The sequence below is a fragment of the uncultured Anaerococcus sp. genome (assembly GCF_947253225.1).
GTDB lineage: Bacteria > Bacillota > Clostridia > Tissierellales > Peptoniphilaceae > Anaerococcus.
Map to the genome: position 1 here is coordinate 14,649 of NZ_CAMXYR010000006.1, position 20,989 is coordinate 35,637.

The 20,989-nt window shown below is 39.5% G+C and carries 21 protein-coding genes; 2 read left to right on the forward strand and 19 right to left on the reverse strand.

What is annotated here, in order from left to right:
- From Q0W95_RS01600 to ald, 7 genes are all read right to left on the reverse strand, one after another.
- Window positions 1-921, reverse strand: a complete 921-nt coding sequence (locus tag Q0W95_RS01600) for a dihydrodipicolinate synthase family protein (protein ID WP_297789083.1) — start codon at window positions 919-921, stop codon at window positions 1-3.
- Window positions 922-938: 17 nt separating this feature from the next.
- Window positions 939-1,637, reverse strand: a complete 699-nt coding sequence (locus Q0W95_RS01605; RefSeq protein ID WP_297789086.1) for an N-acetylmannosamine-6-phosphate 2-epimerase — start codon at window positions 1,635-1,637, stop codon at window positions 939-941.
- Between the two features lie 240 nt (window positions 1,638-1,877).
- Complete coding sequence (locus Q0W95_RS01610) at window positions 1,878-3,536, reverse strand: hypothetical protein (protein WP_297789089.1); 1,659 nt, start codon at window positions 3,534-3,536, stop codon at window positions 1,878-1,880.
- Window positions 3,529-4,251, reverse strand: coding sequence for an ABC transporter ATP-binding protein (locus Q0W95_RS01615; RefSeq protein WP_297789091.1), 723 nt, complete (start codon window positions 4,249-4,251; stop codon window positions 3,529-3,531). The genes Q0W95_RS01610 and Q0W95_RS01615 overlap by 8 nt, the downstream gene beginning before the upstream one ends.
- A gap of 106 nt (window positions 4,252-4,357) precedes the next feature.
- A complete protein-coding gene (locus tag Q0W95_RS01620) occupies window positions 4,358-4,957 on the reverse strand; it encodes an isochorismatase family protein (RefSeq protein ID WP_297789094.1) in 600 nt (199 codons plus the stop codon).
- Window positions 4,942-5,874 (reverse strand): TIGR01212 family radical SAM protein, encoded by a 933-nt coding sequence (locus Q0W95_RS01625; RefSeq protein WP_297789098.1) that lies wholly within the window; start codon window positions 5,872-5,874, stop codon window positions 4,942-4,944. The genes Q0W95_RS01620 and Q0W95_RS01625 overlap by 16 nt, the downstream gene beginning before the upstream one ends.
- 284 nt (window positions 5,875-6,158) lie before the next feature.
- On the reverse strand, window positions 6,159-7,274 hold the full coding sequence (gene ald, locus Q0W95_RS01630) for an alanine dehydrogenase (protein ID WP_297789101.1): 1,116 nt from the start codon (window positions 7,272-7,274) through the stop codon (window positions 6,159-6,161).
- An 87-nt stretch (window positions 7,275-7,361) separates the two neighbouring features.
- Between ald and Q0W95_RS01635 the strand changes: the two genes are divergently transcribed.
- Complete coding sequence (locus Q0W95_RS01635; RefSeq protein ID WP_297789104.1) at window positions 7,362-8,183, forward strand: Cof-type HAD-IIB family hydrolase; 822 nt, start codon at window positions 7,362-7,364, stop codon at window positions 8,181-8,183.
- A gap of 209 nt (window positions 8,184-8,392) precedes the next feature.
- On the opposite strand, the gene Q0W95_RS01640 is transcribed toward Q0W95_RS01635, so the two are convergent.
- Complete coding sequence (locus tag Q0W95_RS01640) at window positions 8,393-8,884, reverse strand: hypothetical protein (protein ID WP_297789107.1); 492 nt, start codon at window positions 8,882-8,884, stop codon at window positions 8,393-8,395.
- Window positions 8,885-8,999: 115 nt separating this feature from the next.
- Here Q0W95_RS01640 and Q0W95_RS01645 point away from each other — a divergent pair, with 115 nt between their 5' ends.
- Window positions 9,000-9,569, forward strand: coding sequence for a DUF3783 domain-containing protein (locus tag Q0W95_RS01645; RefSeq protein ID WP_297789109.1), 570 nt, complete (start codon window positions 9,000-9,002; stop codon window positions 9,567-9,569).
- 196 nt (window positions 9,570-9,765) lie between these two features.
- Here the strand turns inward: Q0W95_RS01645 and Q0W95_RS01650 are convergent, their stop codons facing one another.
- The 11 genes from Q0W95_RS01650 to Q0W95_RS01700 all read right to left on the reverse strand — a co-directional run bounded on the left by Q0W95_RS01650 (window position 9,766) and on the right by Q0W95_RS01700 (window position 20,926).
- Window positions 9,766-10,761: a sugar kinase gene (locus tag Q0W95_RS01650; RefSeq protein WP_297789113.1), complete on the reverse strand. Its 996-nt coding sequence runs from the start codon at window positions 10,759-10,761 to the stop codon at window positions 9,766-9,768.
- A gap of 39 nt (window positions 10,762-10,800) precedes the next feature.
- Complete coding sequence (locus tag Q0W95_RS01655; protein ID WP_297789115.1) at window positions 10,801-12,102, reverse strand: TRAP transporter large permease subunit; 1,302 nt, start codon at window positions 12,100-12,102, stop codon at window positions 10,801-10,803.
- Window positions 12,099-12,650, reverse strand: a complete 552-nt coding sequence (locus Q0W95_RS01660) for a TRAP transporter small permease (RefSeq protein ID WP_297789118.1) — start codon at window positions 12,648-12,650, stop codon at window positions 12,099-12,101. Before Q0W95_RS01660 ends, Q0W95_RS01655 begins: the two co-directional genes overlap by 4 nt.
- Window position 12,651: 1 nt before the next feature.
- Window positions 12,652-13,680 (reverse strand): TRAP transporter substrate-binding protein, encoded by a 1,029-nt coding sequence (locus Q0W95_RS01665; protein WP_297789121.1) that lies wholly within the window; start codon window positions 13,678-13,680, stop codon window positions 12,652-12,654.
- Between the two features lie 16 nt (window positions 13,681-13,696).
- Window positions 13,697-14,692, reverse strand: coding sequence for a LacI family DNA-binding transcriptional regulator (locus Q0W95_RS01670; RefSeq protein ID WP_297789124.1), 996 nt, complete (start codon window positions 14,690-14,692; stop codon window positions 13,697-13,699).
- A gap of 282 nt (window positions 14,693-14,974) precedes the next feature.
- Window positions 14,975-15,694, reverse strand: coding sequence for a helix-turn-helix transcriptional regulator (locus Q0W95_RS01675; protein ID WP_297789127.1), 720 nt, complete (start codon window positions 15,692-15,694; stop codon window positions 14,975-14,977).
- Between the two features lie 108 nt (window positions 15,695-15,802).
- Window positions 15,803-16,390 carry a hypothetical protein gene (locus Q0W95_RS01680; protein ID WP_297789130.1) on the reverse strand — a complete coding sequence of 196 codons (588 nt, stop codon included), beginning with the start codon at window positions 16,388-16,390 and terminating at the stop codon, window positions 15,803-15,805.
- 356 nt (window positions 16,391-16,746) lie between these two features.
- Entirely contained in the window at window positions 16,747-18,918 is a 2,172-nt protein-coding gene (locus Q0W95_RS01685; protein WP_297789133.1) for a PTS transporter subunit IIABC, read from the reverse strand.
- A gap of 75 nt (window positions 18,919-18,993) precedes the next feature.
- Complete coding sequence (locus Q0W95_RS01690; RefSeq protein WP_297789136.1) at window positions 18,994-19,407, reverse strand: hypothetical protein; 414 nt, start codon at window positions 19,405-19,407, stop codon at window positions 18,994-18,996.
- Window positions 19,408-19,562: 155 nt separating this feature from the next.
- Window positions 19,563-20,321 (reverse strand): TraX family protein, encoded by a 759-nt coding sequence (locus Q0W95_RS01695; protein ID WP_297789172.1) that lies wholly within the window; start codon window positions 20,319-20,321, stop codon window positions 19,563-19,565.
- A 107-nt stretch (window positions 20,322-20,428) separates the two neighbouring features.
- On the reverse strand, window positions 20,429-20,926 hold the full coding sequence (locus Q0W95_RS01700) for a hypothetical protein (RefSeq protein WP_297789138.1): 498 nt from the start codon (window positions 20,924-20,926) through the stop codon (window positions 20,429-20,431).
- Window positions 20,927-20,989: the final 63 nt, after the last annotated feature.

Genomic DNA, 20,989 nt, shown 5'->3' on the forward strand with positions numbered 1-20,989 from the left:
TTATCCTAGAAACTTGCTTTTAGCATCTCTAATCATTGCCGCGGCTTCTTTAACTATCTTATCATCAGCATCAATTAGGCTAGCTAGTGGCTTTCTTACTCCACCTATATCCAAGTTTTCATTTTCCCTTAGGATTGCCTTGATAACTGCATACATATTTCCATGAGCTGAACACATCTTATAGATTATCTCATCAACTGCATATTGGACTTTTTGAGCCTTATCCCAGTCTTTTTCCTTTAGGCACTTATCCATCTCTAGGATTAACTCAGGCATAGCTCCATAAGTTCCTCCGATAGCACCCTCAGCTCCTATAAGTCTACCAGAAATAAATTGTTCGTCTGGGCCATTAAAGATAATGTAGTCCTCTCCTGCTTGTTGCTTGAACATTTGGATATCTTGAACTGGCATTGAAGAGTTTTTAACTCCTATAACCCTAGGATTTTTTCTCATTTCTTCAAATAGAGAAGCTGTTAGGGCAACCCCTGCTAGTTGAGGAATGTTATAGATTACAAAATCAGTATTTGGGGCAGCAGATGAAATATCATTCCAATAGTCTGCTATGGCATATTCTGGAAGTCTGAAATATATAGGTGGGATTGCTGCAATAGCGTCAACTCCGAGGCTTTCAGCGTGTCTTGCAAGCTCCATAGAATCCTTAGTGTTGTTGCAAGCAACGTGAGCAATAACTGTAAGTTTGCCCTTAGCTTCCTTCATAACATTTTCTAAAACGATTTTCTTATCTTCAACACTTTGGTAAATACATTCACCTGAAGATCCGTTTACATAAACTCCCTTAACTTTCTTATCAATAAAATATCTAGTTAAGTTTCTAACTCTTTCTGGGCTAATTTCTCCATTTTCATCGTAGCAAGCATAAAATGCTGGAATAACTCCCTTGTATTTGTCTAAATTTCTCATAATTTCCCTTCCTTAGCTTAAATTTCTTCAATCTTATCAACAAACAACTTGGTAATAACTTGAGGTCTTGTAATAATAGAACCTACTACCACACTATAACAACCCAATTCTAGGACTCTTTTCGCCTTTTCTGGAGTTGAAATATTACCCTCAGCTATGACCCTTGCTCTAACCTTTTTGAGAATTTTCCTAATTATCTCAAAATCATTTGCCTCTATCTTATCCCCCCTAGATTGGTCAGTGTAGCCAACTAGAGTAGTCCCAACAAAATCAAACCCAAGCTCATCAGCATGGATTGCCTCATCGACTGTCGAACAATCTGCCATAAAAAGTTGGTCTGGATACTTTGCCTTAACTTCCCTAAAGAAATCATCAAGGCTAAGGCCAGCTGGTCTTAGGTCTTTTGTAGCATCCATAGCTATAATATCAACTCCTGTAGCAACAAGCTCATCAACTTCCTTCATAGTTGGAGTTATGTAAACCTTTGAATCGTCGTAGTCTTTCTTGACAATTCCAATTATCGGAAGGTCGACTTCCTTTTGGATTTCTTTTATATCGGCACTTGTATTTGCTCTAATGCCCCTTGCTCCTCCAAGCTTGGCGGCTCTTGCCATCCTTCCCATAATGAACGAAGAATGGAGAGGTTCATCTGCTAGAGCCTGACAAGAAACTATAAGTTTGCCCTTGATAGTTTCCACTTTATTTTCCTTGGTCATTGTAACCTCCTTGTTGGTTAGAGTATATATCATTTTGAATTATATTTCAATGATTGTAGCTTATATAGAAACTACTTTCATAAAGTGCCAAGTAATGATATTGTTTTCCTGTTTTCCTTTTAATTTCTATCCTAAGTTTTGAAAGTAGTTTTAGAAAAAAATCTCAACTGAAATTTTTCCGAAGAAATTTTCACAAAAAAAATATCCCTCAACCAAGCTAAGTTGGGAGGGATATTTGTCCTAAACATCGAAAAAGCCTTTTTTGTATTTTCTCCTTGCTAAAAGGTAGAAGATTAGGCTTAGACCTAGGATTAGACAATAACATCCAAGGCTTGCAATAATTACATTTCCTTCTGTAAGTTTGGCTAGGAGGATAAAAAGTCCAACTAAAAGTCCAATAAAAATCATGGACAGGAAGTAGAAGCCTAAAAACTTTAAGTTGCCTTGGCTTAGGTCTTTCGGATTCTTCCAATCGGTTTTTATACCTAGGGTTGATAAGTAAAGCCCAACAATTGTGCCACTTAGGCTTGCTAGGAAAAGTCCCCCAAAAATACAAAGGCTATTGACCAGACCTAGTTCTAGGACGTAGCCTACAAGGAGTGCCAAAACAAGGTTTGTGATGGTTGCTACAGTCATAGCCGCCATAAATCTCGCCCTCATGTGGCTTTTGTAATCAATCGGCATGGTTTGAAAAAGGTAGAAACCCTTGCCTTCCCTAGATAGGGCATTTGTTGCTGTTGACCCATTTATCCAAACTATTAAGCCGAAGGGAAAAGCACCAGCAAGGCACATTATCCTAGTCCAAGGTGCATAGAGCATAGACTTATCCATTTCTGTTAGGATTTGCTTACCAACAGAAAAACTCATCATTCCAAAAATCATAAGCATGAGGATTGGCGTGTAGAGAAACATTATATTACTGGTCAGAATCTTTAAATCTCTTTTGTAGATTGCCTTAAATTGGCTAGAACTCTTAAAGCTAGTTTTTCTTGCTTTCTTAGGATTTTCTTGACCGATTTTTGCTTCCATCTTGTCAAAGACCGCTTGGTAGTAGCATTTGTCGGCGAGCTTGTAGGATATATAAATTATTACTCCTGCCATAAGCCACAAGCCTAAACTTGCCCCGAGTCTTTGACCTATACTTCCACTGAGGGATAGGCCAAAAAGTTTGGCGTTAAGAAAAATCGTACTCACCTTGCCCACCTTAATGAGACTTTCTGAAAGACCGCTTGTAAAATTCCCCCTGCCAGAGCCCGCCATGCTTCCTGCATTGAAGGATAGGTAGTAAATCATACCAATTACAGCTAACATTACTACATATCCAAGATTTTTGAAAAATTTCTTGTACTTGTTAGCTCTTGTAAACCTCTTAATAATCAGGATAAGGAGAGCGAGCAGAGTGTAGGAAATTGCAAGCATGGGAAAGAAATTTACAAGTCCCAAAATAAGGGTAGGAAGGTCGAAAGAATTTTCTCCAAAATATACTAGCAAAGTAAGGATAAAGAACAAGAAATAGTCGATAAATCCTAAGACTCCACCAAAAATTTTGCCAACAAAAAGTTCCCCTTGATTTATAGGAAGGCTTTGATAGTTAGCCACAAGCTTGTCTGTGAAAAAATCTCCCATAATTCTTGGTCCATAGAGGGAAATCGTAATAAGACTTGTGAGAATACCAAAACTTGTAAAAAACATCTCTATTTGTCCACTCGCAAAATAGGCTTTTCCAGCAATTTTCATCACATAATAGTATATACCACCAAAAACTAGGTAAGAATAAAGGATAAGAAGCAACCTAAAGAGGTAGTTTTTGGGAAGGTTGGCGACAGTCTTCTTGGGAGAATATGGAAAAAACTGTTCCTTTAAGGCGTATTTAGTTATTGTTTTTATATTTTTATTCATCGGTAAGCTCCAAGAAAACTTCTTCCAGACTTCCCTTGTTTCTAGCAAGCTCCCTTATCTCGGCAAAGCTACCACTAGCGATAATCTTTCCCTTATTAATTATGGCAAGTCTATCGCACAATTCTTGGGCGATTTCCATAACATGAGTTGAGAAAAATACGATTTTCCCCTCATCTGCCCTCTGTCTTAGGATTTTTTTTAGGTTGTAGGAGGACTTGGCATCAAGACCCACCATAGGCTCATCCAAAATCAAAACAAAGGGATCATTAATCAAGGCACCTATAAGGGCAAGCCTTTGAGCCATACCATGAGAATATGAAGAAATTTGCGTATCCATAGAATCTCTTAGGTCAAAGAATTCTAGGTAATATTCTAGCCTTTGCTTGCGAGTTTGGCTATCAATGCCATAAATATCAGCCACAAAATTTATATATTCCTTGCCCGAATAATTCTCAAAAAGGTCTGGATTATCAGGAACATAGGAAAATTGCCTCTTGTAGGTTAGGGGATCTTCCTCAAGACTTTTGCCATTAATAGTAATCTCTCCCCTGCTTTTGGAATTAATACCGACAAGGGACTTGATGGTTGTGGATTTGCCGGCCCCATTTGGCCCCAAAAATCCAAATATTTCACCATCTCTTACCTCAAAGGAAATATCATCTACCGCTTTTTTGCCATTGGCGTAGGTTTTAGAAAAATTTTTTACTTCAATCATAAGACCTCCTTATTCGCTAGTTAGTCTAGCTTTTTTGTTCATTTGCCTGGATAAATACTATTGATAAAAAATAGGACTCTTGCAAGGCTTGCAAAAGTCCAAAAACTTATCTCAAAGACTTAACTAAGTTTGAAATAAATTTGAAATGGATATCTTTGGCATCTCTTGCTATGTCAAAGAGAACCATCTCAGTGTTCACAATTACTGCACCCATATTTTCAAGACTCCTTAGGGCTGTAGCTTTCAAGTCTTCAGTAAAAGAAGCTACCGCATCTTCCACAAGGAAAACTTCAAGCCCCATATCCAACAGACTCCTCACTGTTTGATAGATACAAATATGACCCTCTGCCCCAGTAACTAGGACTTTTTTTATTCCATTTTCTTTGATAAAAGCTACAACCTCTGGAATAGCTGCATCAAAAAGGCTTTTGGCGAAGATTTTCTCCTCACTGATTTCAGCAAGTATCCTCTCATCACTTCTTCCAAGTCCCTTTGGATATTGCTCTGTGGCAAGGTAGTTCATCTCATATTCCTTGAAGGCCTTGATGAGAGCTAGGGTATTGGTCGTAGTCCTTTCGCCATTTTCCATAGTTGTCATAAGCTTTGGTTGCTCATCTACCACCAAGAGTAGGGTCTTGGTTTTATCTTGGTAGATATCATCCTTTAGGTCATTTACATAAAATTTACTAGCTAGTTTTCTTGACATAAGTCCCCCTGTCTATAATCATTTTCTTTCATTTGCTTATCTATACTAGATAATATACCCGCCTTGTTTTTCGACCAATCAGGGTAGGCGATTTTTTCCCTGACTCCATCTCCAGTTAGCCTATTTACAACAACTTCCTTGGACAAATGCCTAAGCATTTCTACACAAATATTGACATATTCATCCTTGGTCATGGTATAGGCTAGGTGATTTTCTTCAAAATATCTTAGAAATTTGCTGGATTTTTCTAGGTAGAGGTTGTGGATTTTGATTCCCCAAATCCCCCTACCATTGATATAGGCAATATCCCTTAGATAATCATCCATACCTTCATAAGGAAGACCAACAATAACATGGACTAGAGTCCTTATCCCACGGCTTCTAAGCCTTGCTAGTCCCCTATCAAAAGCCTCGTGGCTGTAGCCCCTTTGGATAAGAGAGATTGTCCCCTCATTGACACTCTGCATACCGAGTTCTACAACAAGAAAAGTCCTCTGATTTAATTCATCAAGTAGGTCAACAACCTCATCATCTAGGCAATCTGCCCTAGTCGCAAGGAAAAGCCCCACCACCTTTTCTTCATCAAGAGCCTCATAAAATAAGGTCCTCATCCTCTCAAGACTCCCATAAGTCGAGGTGAAATTTTGGAAGTAGGCAAGGTAGCCTTCCTCCCTCCCCCTTTGGGAAAGCTTTATCTTCTGCCTATTGATTTGCTCTTTTATAGAAAGTTTGGCAAAAGTCCACTCGCCACTTCCCCTAGCTGAACAATAGATACAACCAGATTTTCCCAAAGTTCCATCCCTGTTGGGGCAGGTGAAGCCCCCATCAAGGGGAAGTTTTAGGATTTTTTTCTTAAATTTTAGCTTGAGATAGGAATCCAAATCCCTATAACGTTTTTTGTTAATTTCCATGTCCATATTATAACATTTTTCAAAGATTTTTTTAATATAGCTAAAAAAAGTTAGAGATTTTGCCAATTGATAAGTAAGCCAAAAGGCCTATGCTTTACAAGTCATAGCCTCTCATCGCTTCTTATAATTTTCCTCCTAAGCAAAGACCCTATAAAAAACTAGGACCTGCTAGAGCTTTGCCATACCTAATCTTTGGAACTTGGTATTTAAAAATCGGCACAAGGTCTCCCTTTATGCCGATTATTTTTTATGGAAATGATTGGCTACTAAGAGTCTCTCGGAATTTTTTCCTATTGGTCAATATTTAGTTGCCTATATTCGTAGTCTGTATCTTTAGCTACTGGTTCGTAGGTTACAAAGCCCTTGTAGGTATTAATCCCTTTAATCAATTCAGGAAATCTCTCGCAAGCTCGCCTTAGTCCCAAATCGCAAATCGCCTTGGCGTACCTAGTTGTGGCATTGGAAAGGGCATAGGTCGAAGTCATGGCCACAGCTCCTGGAATATTGGCTACAGCATAGTGAATTACACCATACTCTACAAAAGTTGGCTGGCTATGGCTAGTTGGTCTTCCCTTGGTAAGGTCGGTTGACCCACCTTGGTCGATTGCAACATCAACAATTACATAACCTTCCTTCATTTGCTTGACCATCTCTTCCTTGATAAGTTGAGGTGCACGAGCTCCAGGAATGAGGACTGTTGATATAACAAGATCGGCATTTCTTACAGCCTCTTCTATATTGAGGGGGTTGGAATAGAGGGTTTCAATCTTGTCTGGAAAGATATTGTGAAGCTCTGTAAGAGCATCAATATTTACATCAAGGACAGTAACCCTTGCTCCCATGCCCACAGCAATTCTTGTCGCAGCAGTTCCAACCGTGCCCGCTCCCACAATCACAACATTGGCAGGACGCACACCAGGGACGCCTTGAAGGAGAATTCCCCTACCTCCCTTAGGCTTTGTCAAGTATTGGGCTCCCTCCTGAACTGCCATTCTTCCTGCAATTTCTGACATTGGGCGAAGAAGTGGGAGCTTGCCATCAACTTGCACTGTCTCAAGGGCAATTCCAGTTACCTCATTTTTGATAAGCTCATCAGTAAGCTCTTCATTACTTGCAAGGTGGAGGTAGGTATAGAGGATAAGTCCTGGTCTAAAATACTTATACTCCTCTTTCATAGGCTCCTTGACCTTGTAAATCATCTCTGCCTTCTGCCAAATATCGCTAGCCTTGTCGCAAATTTCAGCTCCCGCTTGCCTATAATCATCATCGCTAATACCGGAGGCGACTCCAGCACCAGTTTCTATAAGAACTTTATTATTAGATTTGACAAGTTCAGCAACTGCCCCAGGAATTATAGCCACCCTGGACTCTTGGTCTTTAATTTCTTTAGGTATTCCTATAATCAAAATTTTTCCTCCTTTATTTAGCTATTACTTTAAATATATACCCGAAAAAGCTTATTTTATTTATAGCTAAAGTGGTATAATGATTTTATGATTAAATTAATTGCAATAGATGTGGACGGCACACTTGTTACTCCACTCAAAAAACTAACCAAAGAAAATATCCGTGCCATTGAAAAAGCAAAACAAAGGGGCATCCATATAGCCCTCGTAAGTGGTAGACCCTTCCATAGTATGGTAAGGCTAAACAAGGCTCTTGGGCTTGACAAGAAGGGGCACTTTACTATCTGTCAAAATGGATCTTACGTCTTTGATAACCTCAGCCAAAAACCTATGTTTGGTACCTATCAAACTCCGTCAGACCTTATTAATATCGAAAAGATGCTTGATGGCTACAAGTTAGAACTTTCCGCCATGGATGCCTTCAACTTTTATTCCAAAAGGCAAATCCCAAACCTCTACACCATCATAGATGCAAAAATCAACAATATGCCAATCAAGACAGTGAAGTTTGAGGATTTCCCAAAAGATAAGACCTTCGGTAGGTTTCTAATCCTTGGTGGAAGTTGTGAGCTTAAGAGATTTATCAAAAATATGCCAGAAGAACTCAAAAATTCCTACTATCCTGTCCAAACGGCTCCATTTTTGATAGAAGTGATGAACAAAAACACCAACAAGGGCTATGCTATCTCCCAAATGGGCGAAAGACTCGGCTACAAGATGGATGAAGTTATGGCAATAGGTAACGAAAAAAACGACATTCCTATGCTAGAAGCAGCAGGTTTTGCTGTAGCAATGGAAAATGCCGTTGATGAGCTTAAAATTCACGCAGATTTCATAACCAAGTCCAACCGCAAATCAGGTGTCGCCTACGCCATAGAAAAACTCCTAGCCAATAACCTTCAAAAATAAGATGACCCCAAAATCCAGCCTAGGGATTGGGGTCATCTATCTTTATCTTTTGAGGCCTTTATTCCTAGGACTTTGTCTAGTCGCTTCTCTCAGTTACCAGCAATTATTGTATCTTTCACCGACAAATCCTAGGTTCTAACTTATGAAATGGATTATGAGTCCTAGGGCTAGCTTCAATATCGCTCTTTTTGCCCAAATCTAAGAAGTAGTTACAATTCTTTCAATTCCTGGTATTTCTTTATATCGTAGGCATACTTTCTGCTGGTTGCTTCTAATCTTCTTATTATTTTTTCTACCGACCTTTTGGCCTTGCTGATATCCTTGGCTTTAAGGCGAAGATTGGTTCTAAAGGCTATGTCTGCAAGTTTTCCTCTAACCTTAGAGTATTGGGTGATTTTTGTTGGTAGGTAGAGGAGCTTGGCTAGGTTTTCGTCAAAGATTAGCAAGTCTCTGTGTAGGTTTAGGATTGCTTCTTGGCTTTTGTCTAGGTTTTTGTTTACTGAGCTTGCCTTACTTTCTCTGATAAGGTTGCCTACAAGGTTGCCCCTAAGCAGAGAAAGACTTGTAAAGTCAGATTTCTGCCTTACCTTTATTTCTGCTGTCCTTAGGAGTCTTAGGACTGACTTTGCTTTTATTATCATCTTGTCTGTTTTGACCTTGTTTTTGCCAATATTTTCGTATTTTGTCCTTAATTCTGTCATTTTTCCCTCCAGTGGAATATTTACTTTATTTATACCCATTTCCTCGATTTTTTAAAGTTTGTCTTTGTGGTGGTCTTTAAGTATAGTTATGATGTATAGATAAAAGGAGAATTGTATGGCTGAAGTTTTATATTATAATCCAATAGACTTGGATAAGTACGATAAATTTAAGAAAATTGCAGAAGAAAAGGGAATCGATATTATTGAGGTTGGCAAAGACAACCTTGATGAGAAAATCGGCTACCTACTCGGGATTTCTGGTTTTGATGATAGCCACGAGCCTAGGATAGAAGAAGACTGCGACCTTGACTTTGACTTTGTTTTGTTCAATGGTTTTGATAACCAAGAACTTTTTGACTTCCTTGATGAACTCAGAAACAATGGAGCAAACGTCCAACACAAGGCTGGCATTACTGATAATAATGTGAAGTGGACCTTGAGGGAACTTCTCATAGAAAATGACAAGGAAGCAAAGACTATGGGTCTAGTCCACAAGATTAACCAATTGATTGACAAGGCTGAGGGACTTAAATCTTTGCATGGTGAGGATAGGAAAGTGCAAAGGATTATTGATGAAATTCTAGCATATTTTAACGATTCATCAATTTTTGAGATTGAAATTGCTAAAAAACACTACCTTAGCCTTCTTGATGAAGTCCTTAGGTTTGAGAAGGAGCACCAATAGCTAGGAACAAGTTAGTTAATTTCTTTATCTTTTTGGACTAGGCCTAGCTTAAAGCTTGGTCTTTCTAGTTAACTATTCTTGATAAGTGGCAAGGTCTCTTGCTACCAAGCTAACTAGCCGGCCTTTTGAGACATGCTTATTAAATATCTTTGCCATAAAAAATAAAGCCCGACTGTCGGGCTTTTAGTGTGCTTACTTATGAGAATGATAACATTCTCTTATCTCCGCTTACAAGTTTTCCTACTTGTTTTTCATCAAATAGAGCGTAATCACCTATAATTGAGTGTTTTAGGGCGGATAGGGCTATGGCAAAGTCTAGTGCCTCGTGGATTTCAAAGCCATTGGCGTAGGCATGGATTAGCCCTGCGGCAAAGGCATCCCCTCCCCCAATCCTATCTACTATATCAAACTTGTAGCTAGCTGATTTTATGTATTCTCGCCCATTATACATCCCCGCTGCTAGGGAATTTACTGAGGCAGAGAAGGAATCTCTAATTGATGAGATTGTATACCTAATTGCATACTTGTCGTGGACTTCTTTAAGGATTTGACTTAAAACCTCGTGGTTAAAGTCTCCCTTAAAGCAAGCGTGTCTTGTTGGAAGAACTCCTATGAGGATATCGACCATGGCTAGGACTTGGTCATAAAATTCACAAGCTTCATCAAGGCTCCAAAGACTGGACCTATAGTTTAGGTCAAAGACGATTTCTATTCCCCTCTTCTTGGCTTCCTTGATTGAGTGAAGGACTAGATCCCTGCCTTCTTTGGAAATGGCGGCTGTGATGCCTGTAGTAAAGTAGATATCACAATCCCTAAAAATCCCATCCCAATCAAATTCCTCGACTTTTGCCTTGGAAATAGATGAATTTTTTCTATCATAAACTACCTTGGGCGATCTTAGGCCTACACCTTTTTCAGCATAGTATATGCCTAGTCTTTCTCCTCCCCTTACTATGTAATCAGTATTTATACCAAAACGGTCGATGTTATTTAGGGCCGCCTGACCCATCTCATTTTCAACAAGTTTAGTAACATAGGTAACTTCATCTCCTAGGTTGGCAAGGGCTATGGCAACATTTGCCTCTGCCCCACCAAAGATTGCTTCAAACTTGTCAGTTTGGATGATTCTTTCAAAGTTAAAAGGCGAAAGCCTGAGGGTCAATTCTCCAAATGTTACAATTTTCTTTTTCATACTCTCTCCTTTAAGAAAAAGGGGCAAAAAGCCCCTCTGTTAGATTAGACCAGCCTTGAGTGGAAGCAAGAGTGAAGTCATTGGTAGGTAGGTTACTAGGAGAAGTCCTATGAGGATTGCTCCGTAGAACTTTAGCATATATGGCATAACCTTGGCAAGACTTGTATCTCCTACCTTGATGGCAACAAACAAGGTGTTACCTACTGGTGGTGTAATATTTCCTATACATAGGTTGTAGACAATCATTAGCCCAAATTGGACTGGGTGCATACCAAATTCTGTCGCTATTGGCAAAAATAAAGGTGTAAAGATTAGGATAGCTGGTGTAACGTCCATAAAGGTTCCTGATATTAGAAGGATAATGTTCATAATTAGGAGGATTACAAACTTATTTTCTGATACTGAAAGGATGGCATGACCAACCATTTGTGGGATACCAGTAAAGGCCATAACCCAAGAAAGGATGTTTGATACTCCTATTAGGAAAACTACAATAGCACTCATCTTGGCTGAATCTACTGCAATTTTCCATACCTTTTTCACATTAAGGTTTTTGTAGACAAAACCTAGGATTAGGGAGTAAAGAACTGATATAGCAGAACCTTCTGTTGCTGTAAAGACTCCTGCTACGATTCCTCCAATTACTACTATTATTAGTCCCAATGATGGCAAAGCCCTGAGGGTTGCCTTGCCTAGATTGCCAAAGGAAAACTTTCCTTCATTTGCCTTGTAGCCCTTCTTCTTGGCTATGGCTATAGCTACAATAATACAGGCTGTTGACCAAATTATACCTGGCACATAACCTGCTAGGAAAAGAGCAGCTACTGATGTTCCTCCTGATACTAGGGAGTAGGTAATTAGGGCGTTTGATGGTGGTATCAAAAGTCCTGCTGGAGCTGATGAGCCGTTGGCGGCAGCAGAAACAGCCTTGTCATAGCCTTGTTTTCTTTCGCCATCCTTTACCATAGAGCCTACTGCGGCTGCTGCTGCTGAGGCAGAGCCTGAAATCGCACCAAAAAGAGCGTTGGCTCCAACATTTGTTACAAGAAGGGCTCCTGGAAGTTTACCAAGAATTGCCATGACAAAATCAACTAGCCTTTTGGCTATTCCACCCTCGTTCATAAGGTTACCTGCTAGGATGAAAAATGGAATCGCCGTTAGGGTAAAGGAACTCATTCCAACAAAGGTCCTTTGGGCAGCAGTTAGGGTTGCTACATCTGCTGGAACTGTTGAAAGTATCGTTACGATTGACGCTATACCTATGGAGAAGGCAATAGGCACTCCTGTTGCCAAAAGTATAACTAAGGATATTATAATTATCGCTAGGGCATTAGCACTCATTTGTTGCCTCCTTCATATTTCGCTACTTCTTCCGTATCATTTGCCATATTTGAGGCAATTTCTTCTGTAGACTTTGCCCTTACAAATTTAACCTTGCCCTTTAGGATGTCGGTGATATTTAGTAAGGTGTAGATGATATTGATTAGTCCTGTTATTGGAAGTGGGATGTAGAAATATCCTACAGGCACTCCCAAAGATGAGGTCATCTGACCTAGGGCAAGCTTGGTTATAGCAAGGCCACCCATGGTTAGGACTGTGATTGAAAAAACAAGTAGCATAAGCTCTGAGAAAATTGCAAGCACCTTTTGGACTTGAGGGCTTCTTTTTTCTACAAGAACTGGGATGTTCATATGGCCTTTTTCGCTTACAACAAGGCTTGCACCAAAGAGGGTTGACCAAGCAAAAAGATAGGCAACAAGCTCTTCTGACCAAGTTGATGGCTCATTTAAGATGTACCTTGTGAAAACCTGCCATACGACTAGCAAAAACATGACAAGAAGGCTTGCCCCTGCAAGAACCTTCATTATTTTATCTAAAACTTTTCTCATATTAACCTTCCTTAGCTGGGAACTGTTTGTTGTACTTTTGGATAGCCTCATAAAAAGGAATAAGCTTTTCATTTCTCTTTAAAACTTCTTGGGTAAGAGGGCTTACAGCATCGACAAAGGGCTTTTGGTCTGGGTAGATAAACTCAACGCCAAGCTCATTTTCTGCCTTATCCTTAGCCTTGCTAACAGCCGTTTGCCATTCCTTTCTTTGAACTTCATTCAAGATTTTAAAGCCCTCATCAAAAACCTTCCTATCTTCTTTTGGCAGGCTTTCTAGCCAGTGGTAGTTGGCAATAACAATATCTGGTACCATTTGGTGCATATCATAGGAATAATACTTACACACTTCCCCATGGCCATTATCAGTTAGAGCCATCTCGTTATTTTCTGCCCCATCAATGATTCCTGACTGGAGGGCTGTATAAACTTCCCCAAAACCCATAGGAGATGCAGAAGAGCCCAACAAGTTCATCATCTTGACATTGGTTGGAGATTGCTGCACCCTAATCTTTAGCCCCTTTAGGTCGGCTACAGAATTAATTGGCTTATCCTTGGTATAAAAAGACCTAGACCCAGCATCTAGCCAACAAACTCCCTCAAAACCTCCATCTCTAGTAGATTCAAAAATCGGCTTAACAATAGATGGATCGTCCATAACATGGTGGTAGGCCTCACTTGAGGCAAACAAGTATGGCAAGTTAAAAATCTCCCACACATCATTAAAAGTTTCCAAAATCGCATTGGAGGCTACACAAATATTTATAGCCCCAGTTTGAGTTAACTGCACCATATCTATTTGCGAACCCAAAAGCTCTGATGGGTAGACTTGTACGTCATACTTATCCCCCAAATTCTCTTCAACATACTTCTCGAAAGCGAGAAGTCCCAAGTGGGTTGGGTGGTTTTGTGATTGGTTATGGCCTACCCTAATAATAGTCTTCGCAGGCTTTGTTTCATTTTTCTTAGCACAAGCCCCAAAAACAAGAGCAAGAACAAGAACCATCAAAATTGATCTAAATTTTCTACTCATAATTTCCTCTCATAACTTAAATAGTTTCCTTCTCTACAAGCTCAGCCTTAATCATGATATCAGTCCTTGGAGTTTGATTATCCATAATCTTAAACAAAGACTCACAAGCAAGCTCGACCTGTCTTTCAATCCTCTGATCTATTGTAGTAATCCTTTGGTTGGTAAACTCTGTCGCATCAATATTATCAAAGCCTATAATAGCAAGATCCTCTGGAACCTTAAAACCCCTGTTCACAAAAGCCTTATAAAAAATAACTGCCAGACTATCAAGCTCAAATTGGATGGCATCAAAGCCTCTTTTTCTCACAAAATCAATCAAAAGTCCCATATCAGCCCTATAATCCTTAAGCTTGTACTCAACAAAATCAGCCTTTGGATAATACCTATACAGAGCCTCAATAAAACCTGCCTTCTTTGCCACATAGGATCTTGTCTGATATCCTGTGTCCAAAGAAACATAAAGAGGTTTCTTGTAACCCTTCTTAGCGAAAAGGCTTACCGCTTGATCCATCGCATCAATCTCATCTATATAGACATTTACAATCCTCGAAGACTTCCTCACTGGACTAACATTGAGCATGGCCATGGGGATATTCTCACTGACCTCGATAAGGGTATCATAGAATTCTTCTTGCTCATAGGTTGACCCAACTCCGATTATAGCCTCCACCTGATTTTCAATAAGCAAATCAAGATAGGCCCTCTTCTTCTTTAATTCATCAGTTGTAACACACAAAAGTGTCGAATACCCTGAAGCTTCAAGCCTTTTCTCAAGCTCGTAGGCTGACTGGGACTCAAAATACTTCCTAATATCAGGTACCATAATCCCCACAAGCTGGCTTGACCTTTTAGCCAAAGACCTTGCTATCCTATTAGGGGTGTAGCCACTTTCCTTGATAACCTTTTCAATCTTGTCCCTCGCCTTCTTGCTCACATTCTTTTGCTTATTAATAACACGAGATACGGTAGCAGTAGAATAGCCAGTGGCCTTGGCAATGTCGTAAATATCCAAATTTCTAACCTCCTTTCTGTAGAAATTGCCTGTCAAATATTAAAATAAAGGCAGATTTTGTAATCGCTTACATTTTATAATTCTATTGTATAAAATTGTTTTCACTTTGTCAAGGGTAAAGATGAAAGTTTAGAAAAATCTTAGCCTAAGCGCAACATTTTTGAAAATAAGATTAAGCTTGTGCTGGCAAATGATTTAGCTAATTCATCTTATCCTTTTTCATTAAGCTTATTAGTTAGCTATAAGCTCACAAAAAAAGAGCCTTAAGGCTCCTATTAACTGCTATTCGTATTTTTTGGCGATTATATATATTGGCAAAAAGCCTAACACCAGAAAAATCGCCATAGCTATGACAGCTTTAATTCCTTGGATGAATCCCAAAAGCGGGTAGACTGCCATCATCAATATGACCCAAACTCTGAGGTATTTGAGAATTGGTTTCCAGTTTTTGTTGTTAAAATACACCCCAACCATATTCATCCTAAAAATCCCATCACTTACAAAGGAAATCTTGTTGGCATCGTAGTAGGATGGGAGGCGATCATCTGCAAGCAACCAAAAGTAGCTTGAAAATACAAGGCCCAGGATTCCAGATGTCAAAAAATTATTGATATTTAGGCCAAAATATTTGTAAAGGATGAAGTATTCTCCACCAACAAGACTGAGTATGATGGCGAGGGTGCCAAGTTTTTTCATACTAATCTTTGCTCTTTTAAGCTCTTTTTCTTCATTGATTTCCACGATTTTTTGGAGGAGACCTTCGGTCTTTGGATCTTTCATGACCTCCTCCTCACCCTCAATTAGACTTACAAGGCTTACTTGGAGAATTTCTGCTAGGGGCATAAATAGGCTTATGTCTGGCAGAGACTGACCCCTCTCCCACTTGCTTACTGCCTGGGCGGAAACATAAACCTTCTCAGCTAGGTCCTTTTGGGTCATATTTTTTTCTTTTCTCTTTTGGGCTATAAAAGCTCCAAATTTTTCTTTATCAATTTGTTTCATAAGACCTCCTTTGCTCATATTATAGGAAATTTCTAACTATGCGTCAATAAACTTGCAGTTGATAAGACCTAAACCCTTAGTTTAATCGGCTATTTTGTAGGCTTTTGCCTAGCTTTTTCCCATAAAAGCAAGTCTTCTAAAATTCTCTTCCTTAAAAAACCAGCCAATGCTTATCTTATTTTTCCTAATCCTAGCCAGACGATTGGTATTTTCAATCGCCCTTAGTAGGGTATTCTCGCCATATTTTTCTGCTAGCTTTACGAGACCTTGCCTATAGGGGTCAAAGGATTCGTCCTTTTTTACACCTTTTTGCCCTTGCCAAAGCTTGCTTAGCTTGGCTATGAGGACATCTTCCTCATATGAAGCATGTTTTTCTTCCTTTGGACTTACTGGTTCTTTATTTCCTTCCACCCTCTCGTTTACCTCAGTTTCCCAACGACTGATTGACCCATTTTCCATAACTGGATATCTTTTGATATATCCTTTTTTGATAAGCTCGCTAAGACCCGACCTAAAGGCGACCTCCCCTTCCTTGGAAGTTGTAATAAGTTGGTCTATATAAATCACCCAACTATCTGGCAGGCTTAGGATGTAGGTCAAAATCCCCTTAGCCTTAAAAGAAAGCTCGCTATCTTTGAGATAGGCGTTGTCTATAATAGTGAAATTGCTTGTTTTTTCTGTGCGATTAATAATCATATCTGCCTCCTAAGCTTATATAGAAAAAAAAGAACCTTCTTCCCGATTACCTAGAAGGACGAAAGAGGGTTTAAGAGATGATTTTTTCTTTTTTGGATAAATTATCTTTGCTAAAGTATTTTCGTAAATCTTTAAACAAAATCCACAGGAAATGCCTATTCTTAAAGCTCGCTAGGAGTAAAAAGCTAATCTTTGGGCTACTTACAATAAAAAAAGCCCCAAGGGCTTAGAGTTTGGGAACTTAGCATGACCCAAGGAGCAAGCAAGCTAGGCTTAAAAACCTAGCCAAACTTATTGATAGCTATCACGCACTCTGGATTAGGCTATTAGCTTCTCACATCTTTCCTAGGGACTTTTTATTTTATATTAACTGCACCGACAGCTTGCCTTGCTTTAGCTTCTTTCTCATTGACTAGGTCAAGACCTGTAATTGTTTCGCTGTTGGTAATTATCACGAGAACATCGGTATCCTTGCCATTTTCTTTGATGAAGTCGACATCCATTATGGCGATTTTATCGTCTTTTGTTACCTTATCTCCTTCCTTGACAAATAGGCCAAAACCTTGACCCTCTAGGGCTACAGTGTCTATGCCCATGTGGACAAGAACCTCAAGTCCATCCTTGCTCTTGATGCCAAGGGCGTGTTTAGTTCCTGCAACCATCACAACTTCCCCATCAACTGGTGCATAGATGTCATTTGACCTAGGCCTTACTGCAAAACCATCTCCCATTAGCTTGCCACTAAAGACAGGGTCATTGACAGCTTCTAGGTCGATTAGCTCTCCATCTACAGGAGCAAAGATTGACGCTCTTTTATCTGCCTTACAGGCTTCTTCTTGAGCCAATTTTGGGCTAGACTCAGTCGGAACTTGCCTAGGACTTTCTAGATCTGCTCCCTTTGGAGCAAGACCCTTCTCAAGCAAATCTTCCACAGATGCCTTTACATTTGGTACGGTTGTTCCATAGACAACTTGGACGCTATTACCTTGAACTACTATGCCAGATGAGCCAGTTGAGGCGAGTAGGTCCTTTGAAACCTTCTTTCCATCCCTTACCTTAACCCTTAGTCTTGTAGCACAATTTGTTACATCTTCTAGGTTGTCTGCGCCACCAAGACCAGCAACAATCTTGTAGGCTCTTTTTTGCTTGTCATCAAGCTTGTCAAAGGATTCATCCTCCGAAATCTTTGTATCTTCTTCTGCTAAAGCCTCACGGCCTGGTACATTCCAACCTAGCTTGTTAATGCCAAATTTGAAGATTATATAATAGACTACTCCAAAACCTAGACCTATGGCTAGGAGAGGAACCCAATTGGTGATTCCATTTCCTGGAAGAACTCCGTAAAGGATAAAGTCGATGATTCCTCCTGAAAATGTTACTGCAACTCCTGTATTAAGAAGGTAGGCTAGAACTCCTGAGATACCAAAGAGCACACAGTGAACTCCATAATAAAGGACTGGTGATGCAAAAAGCATCGGGAACTCGATTGGTTCAGTGATTCCTGTCATAAAAGAAGTAAGAGCAGATGAGGTGTAGAAACCCTTCATATCCTTTTTCCTTGATGGGTCGCTTGCCTCATACATAGCCTTACATGCTGCTGGGATACCAAAGAGCATTACTGGGAACATATATGCAAAGTGGGCTGCTGCGTGGGCATCAATAGGAACCCCTGCTGCAAGTTGGGCAAAAACTATGTTTTGGGCTCCAACTACTGTTTGTCCATTTACAACTGCTGTTCCACCGATGGCCGTTTGCCAGAAAGGCAAATAGAAAACGTGGTGGAGACCAAAAGGAATTAGGGCACGGTAGATATATACATAAAGGAAAATACCAAAAATACCCATTCCTGAAATCACCTGACCCATTGAAGAAAATCCTGCAGAAATAATAGGCCAAACAAAGGTCATGATAAGACCTAGGATAATACCTGCTATTGATGAAATTATAGGAATAAAGTGAGTTCCTGCAAAGAAAGACACTGCCTCAGGTAGCTCGATTGTGTTGTACTTATTGTGAAGATTTGCCACAATAATACCGAGAATAATACCACCCATAACTCCCAAATTCATTGTCTTGTCAAAACCTAGGTAGGATGTAACTAGACCTTGGGTTTGGCTTAAAGCTTCCACATCCCTAAATTGGTTAAGACCTGCTGTCATGGCTGCATACATTACAAAATAGCCAATAATAGCAGAAAGAGCTGCTACTCCCTTTTCTCTTTTGGCAAGACCACTTGCTACAGAAATACCGAACAAGAGTCCCAAATTGCCAAAAACAATACTTCCAGCACTCGCAAATACAGACAAAATTCCAAAAAGAATTCCGCCCTCATGGAGCACACCCCCTAAATTATACATATCTATAACGCTCGGATTGGTAAAGGATGACCCAATTCCAAGCAAGAGTCCAGCTATTGGCAAAAGTGAGATTGGCAACATAAAGGTTTGACCAAGCTTTTGCAAGGTAGCAAATACCTTGTTTTCGCCAGCTTTTTCACGAATTTCTTGTTTTGTCTTAGCTTTCGACATAATACCTCCTAAAATAGTTATAACACTGATTATATGCGTTTTAGCCCATATTTACAAGACGTATCTTCCTTGACCCTAGAGATTTTTCCCAAGCTCCTCTCTCAAGTAGGAAACCTTCGCCCTAAGGTCAGTAAGCTCCTGAGTTTTCTCCTTTAGCTCAGACCTAACCCTAAGGTCGGTGAAGATATTGTCAAAATAGAGGTCAAATAAATTATCATAAAAACTATCTGAAAGCTCATCAGGTAGGTCTATATCAACATCCTTAAGCTCTTTTTTAAGTCTCACTAGGCTAGGCTTGATGGCGTAAATCTTTTCATTGGCCTTTCTCATCTTAGACCTTTTCATAAAACTTGCCAAGAAATCTCCACCAAAAATATCCCGCAAGGCCCAAGTAGATGCCGAAGACAAATAAGAAAGAGCCTCATCTATATTTACCAAAAGCTCATCACAAGCTGAAACTGCCTCCGCAATTTCCTTCCTATCTCTCATAAAATCCTCCTTAGCTAAAATTTCTTACTATATATTTACCCAAAATAAAACCACCCCCAAGGATGGTTGAAAATTATTGCCAGCCTAAAAGCTAGACCTTCATTAAAAACTTTAGGACATCCTCCTAGGCTAGGATTTTTTCTAAGATAATAGTCTCAAACTCCAAAATAAAACCTCAACAGACCTAGAATAAGGATATGAACTGGATAAAATAGGTAATTAAGCAACTTATATTGCTTGCCCCTCTTGCCATTGTAGGTTAAAGTCAGTGAGAAACCAAGGAAAGAATAAACTTCCTTAATAATTGACAAATAACCAAAAGTTGCAGAAAGAACAGGCCTATCGTAGAAGATATAAAAGAGGTAGGCGAGAATTATGGCGTGGTAGTCATAATCTAAACTCAAAACCATGGCAAGAAAACCGAAAGCACAAACTAACCCAAGAGAAAGCACATACCAAGCGATTTTATGAGAAATCTTTTCCCTAAGAACATCAATTGTCCAAATAGTTACTAGGCAAAGAGCCAAGGTGAACATCATATTGTTCCAATAAGGGTCAAAAAAGACCTTGGATGTAAACAAATCGAAAGGTACTTCGGAAATTGCTCCAAAAATCAACAGATTAGCCAGATACCTAGCCCTATTCTTAGTCTTGAAAAATCCTTCCACCACAAAAAATATAAAAATCGGAAAGGCAATCCTACCTACCACCGACAAGAAATTCGACAAAACCAGCAAAAACCCGCCACCATCAAGCTTTGGTGTAATAAGCGCATTGTTGACATGGTCAATAAGCATCGACAAAAATGCTATATACTTTAACTGGGCACCATCAAGCACTTGCACCCTCCTAAGCCTAGAATCTTCAAAACGACCCTCAAGCTTTGCCGAAGTCCAAGCCCAAGACTTAGTCATATCCGCCTTCTTTTTCCCATCTCTCATTAATTCCTCCTTTGCTAAAACTTTCCTATCCTCTACTTGTCCAAAGAAAAACCATCCCAAGGATGGCTAAAATTCCTTGCTTAATCCCCATCAAATCCATCAAAAACTTTAATGCCAAGAACTGCCAAGCCAAGAGCAAGAGCCCCCATGCCAAACCTAGCAAAACCAGCCAAATTGTCAGCAAAAAATCTCCTGTTGTCCTTGTGGAGGTCATTTATTTTATCTGCTAGATCAATCATTTTATCTATAAACTCTTTCCTATCCTCTGGCGACAAATCATCCTGGTGGAGCTGGTAGCTAAGCTCGTCAATGATTTTCTCATAGACCATAACCACCTCCTTCTCAGAATCTTCCACCTTGTCCATACTAACTTCGATAATTTCTTTTAGATTGACAAGAACCTTATCAGCAAAACTAGTAAAATTTGGGAACTGATCAATTATTTTAAGCACAACTTCCCTATCTAAGTTAGGAACCATGGCCACAAAGTTAGCAATTTTTTCCTTGGACACCTGCCTAAATTCCTTAATATTAAGGATTTGTTTGACTTTTTCTTCTGAAATACGCCTTCTTTTCATAACTTTCTATCCTTCCTAGATTCCAACAAAAACATCTACGATTTTTCTGATTTTTTCTAGCAC

Excerpts from the sequence above, each read along its gene's own strand:
- Q0W95_RS01615 (WP_297789091.1), bottom strand. The coding sequence starts at position 4,251 with ATGATTGAAGTAAAAAATTTTTCTAAAACCTACGCCAATGGCAAAAAA.
- Q0W95_RS01625 (WP_297789098.1), bottom strand. The coding sequence starts at position 5,874 with ATGGACATGGAAATTAACAAAAAACGTTATAGGGATTTGGATTCCTAT.
- Q0W95_RS01680 (WP_297789130.1), bottom strand. The coding sequence starts at position 16,390 with ATGATTATTAATCGCACAGAAAAAACAAGCAATTTCACTATTATAGAC.
- Q0W95_RS01645 (WP_297789109.1), top strand. The coding sequence starts at position 9,000 with ATGGCTGAAGTTTTATATTATAATCCAATAGACTTGGATAAGTACGAT.
- Q0W95_RS01640 (WP_297789107.1), bottom strand. The coding sequence starts at position 8,884 with ATGACAGAATTAAGGACAAAATACGAAAATATTGGCAAAAACAAGGTC.
- Q0W95_RS01660 (WP_297789118.1), bottom strand. The coding sequence starts at position 12,650 with ATGAGAAAAGTTTTAGATAAAATAATGAAGGTTCTTGCAGGGGCAAGC.
- Q0W95_RS01700 (WP_297789138.1), bottom strand. The coding sequence starts at position 20,926 with ATGAAAAGAAGGCGTATTTCAGAAGAAAAAGTCAAACAAATCCTTAAT.
- Q0W95_RS01635 (WP_297789104.1), top strand. The coding sequence starts at position 7,362 with ATGATTAAATTAATTGCAATAGATGTGGACGGCACACTTGTTACTCCA.
- Q0W95_RS01675 (WP_297789127.1), bottom strand. The coding sequence starts at position 15,694 with ATGAAACAAATTGATAAAGAAAAATTTGGAGCTTTTATAGCCCAAAAG.
- Q0W95_RS01655 (WP_297789115.1), bottom strand. The coding sequence starts at position 12,102 with ATGAGTGCTAATGCCCTAGCGATAATTATAATATCCTTAGTTATACTT.
- Q0W95_RS01620 (WP_297789094.1), bottom strand. The coding sequence starts at position 4,957 with ATGTCAAGAAAACTAGCTAGTAAATTTTATGTAAATGACCTAAAGGAT.
- Q0W95_RS01695 (WP_297789172.1), bottom strand. The coding sequence starts at position 20,321 with ATGACTAAGTCTTGGGCTTGGACTTCGGCAAAGCTTGAGGGTCGTTTT.
- Q0W95_RS01685 (WP_297789133.1), bottom strand. The coding sequence starts at position 18,918 with ATGTCGAAAGCTAAGACAAAACAAGAAATTCGTGAAAAAGCTGGCGAA.
- Q0W95_RS01610 (WP_297789089.1), bottom strand. The coding sequence starts at position 3,536 with ATGAATAAAAATATAAAAACAATAACTAAATACGCCTTAAAGGAACAG.
- Q0W95_RS01605 (WP_297789086.1), bottom strand. The coding sequence starts at position 1,637 with ATGACCAAGGAAAATAAAGTGGAAACTATCAAGGGCAAACTTATAGTT.
- Q0W95_RS01690 (WP_297789136.1), bottom strand. The coding sequence starts at position 19,407 with ATGAGAGATAGGAAGGAAATTGCGGAGGCAGTTTCAGCTTGTGATGAG.
- Q0W95_RS01650 (WP_297789113.1), bottom strand. The coding sequence starts at position 10,761 with ATGAAAAAGAAAATTGTAACATTTGGAGAATTGACCCTCAGGCTTTCG.
- Q0W95_RS01665 (WP_297789121.1), bottom strand. The coding sequence starts at position 13,680 with ATGAGTAGAAAATTTAGATCAATTTTGATGGTTCTTGTTCTTGCTCTT.
- Q0W95_RS01600 (WP_297789083.1), bottom strand. The coding sequence starts at position 921 with ATGAGAAATTTAGACAAATACAAGGGAGTTATTCCAGCATTTTATGCT.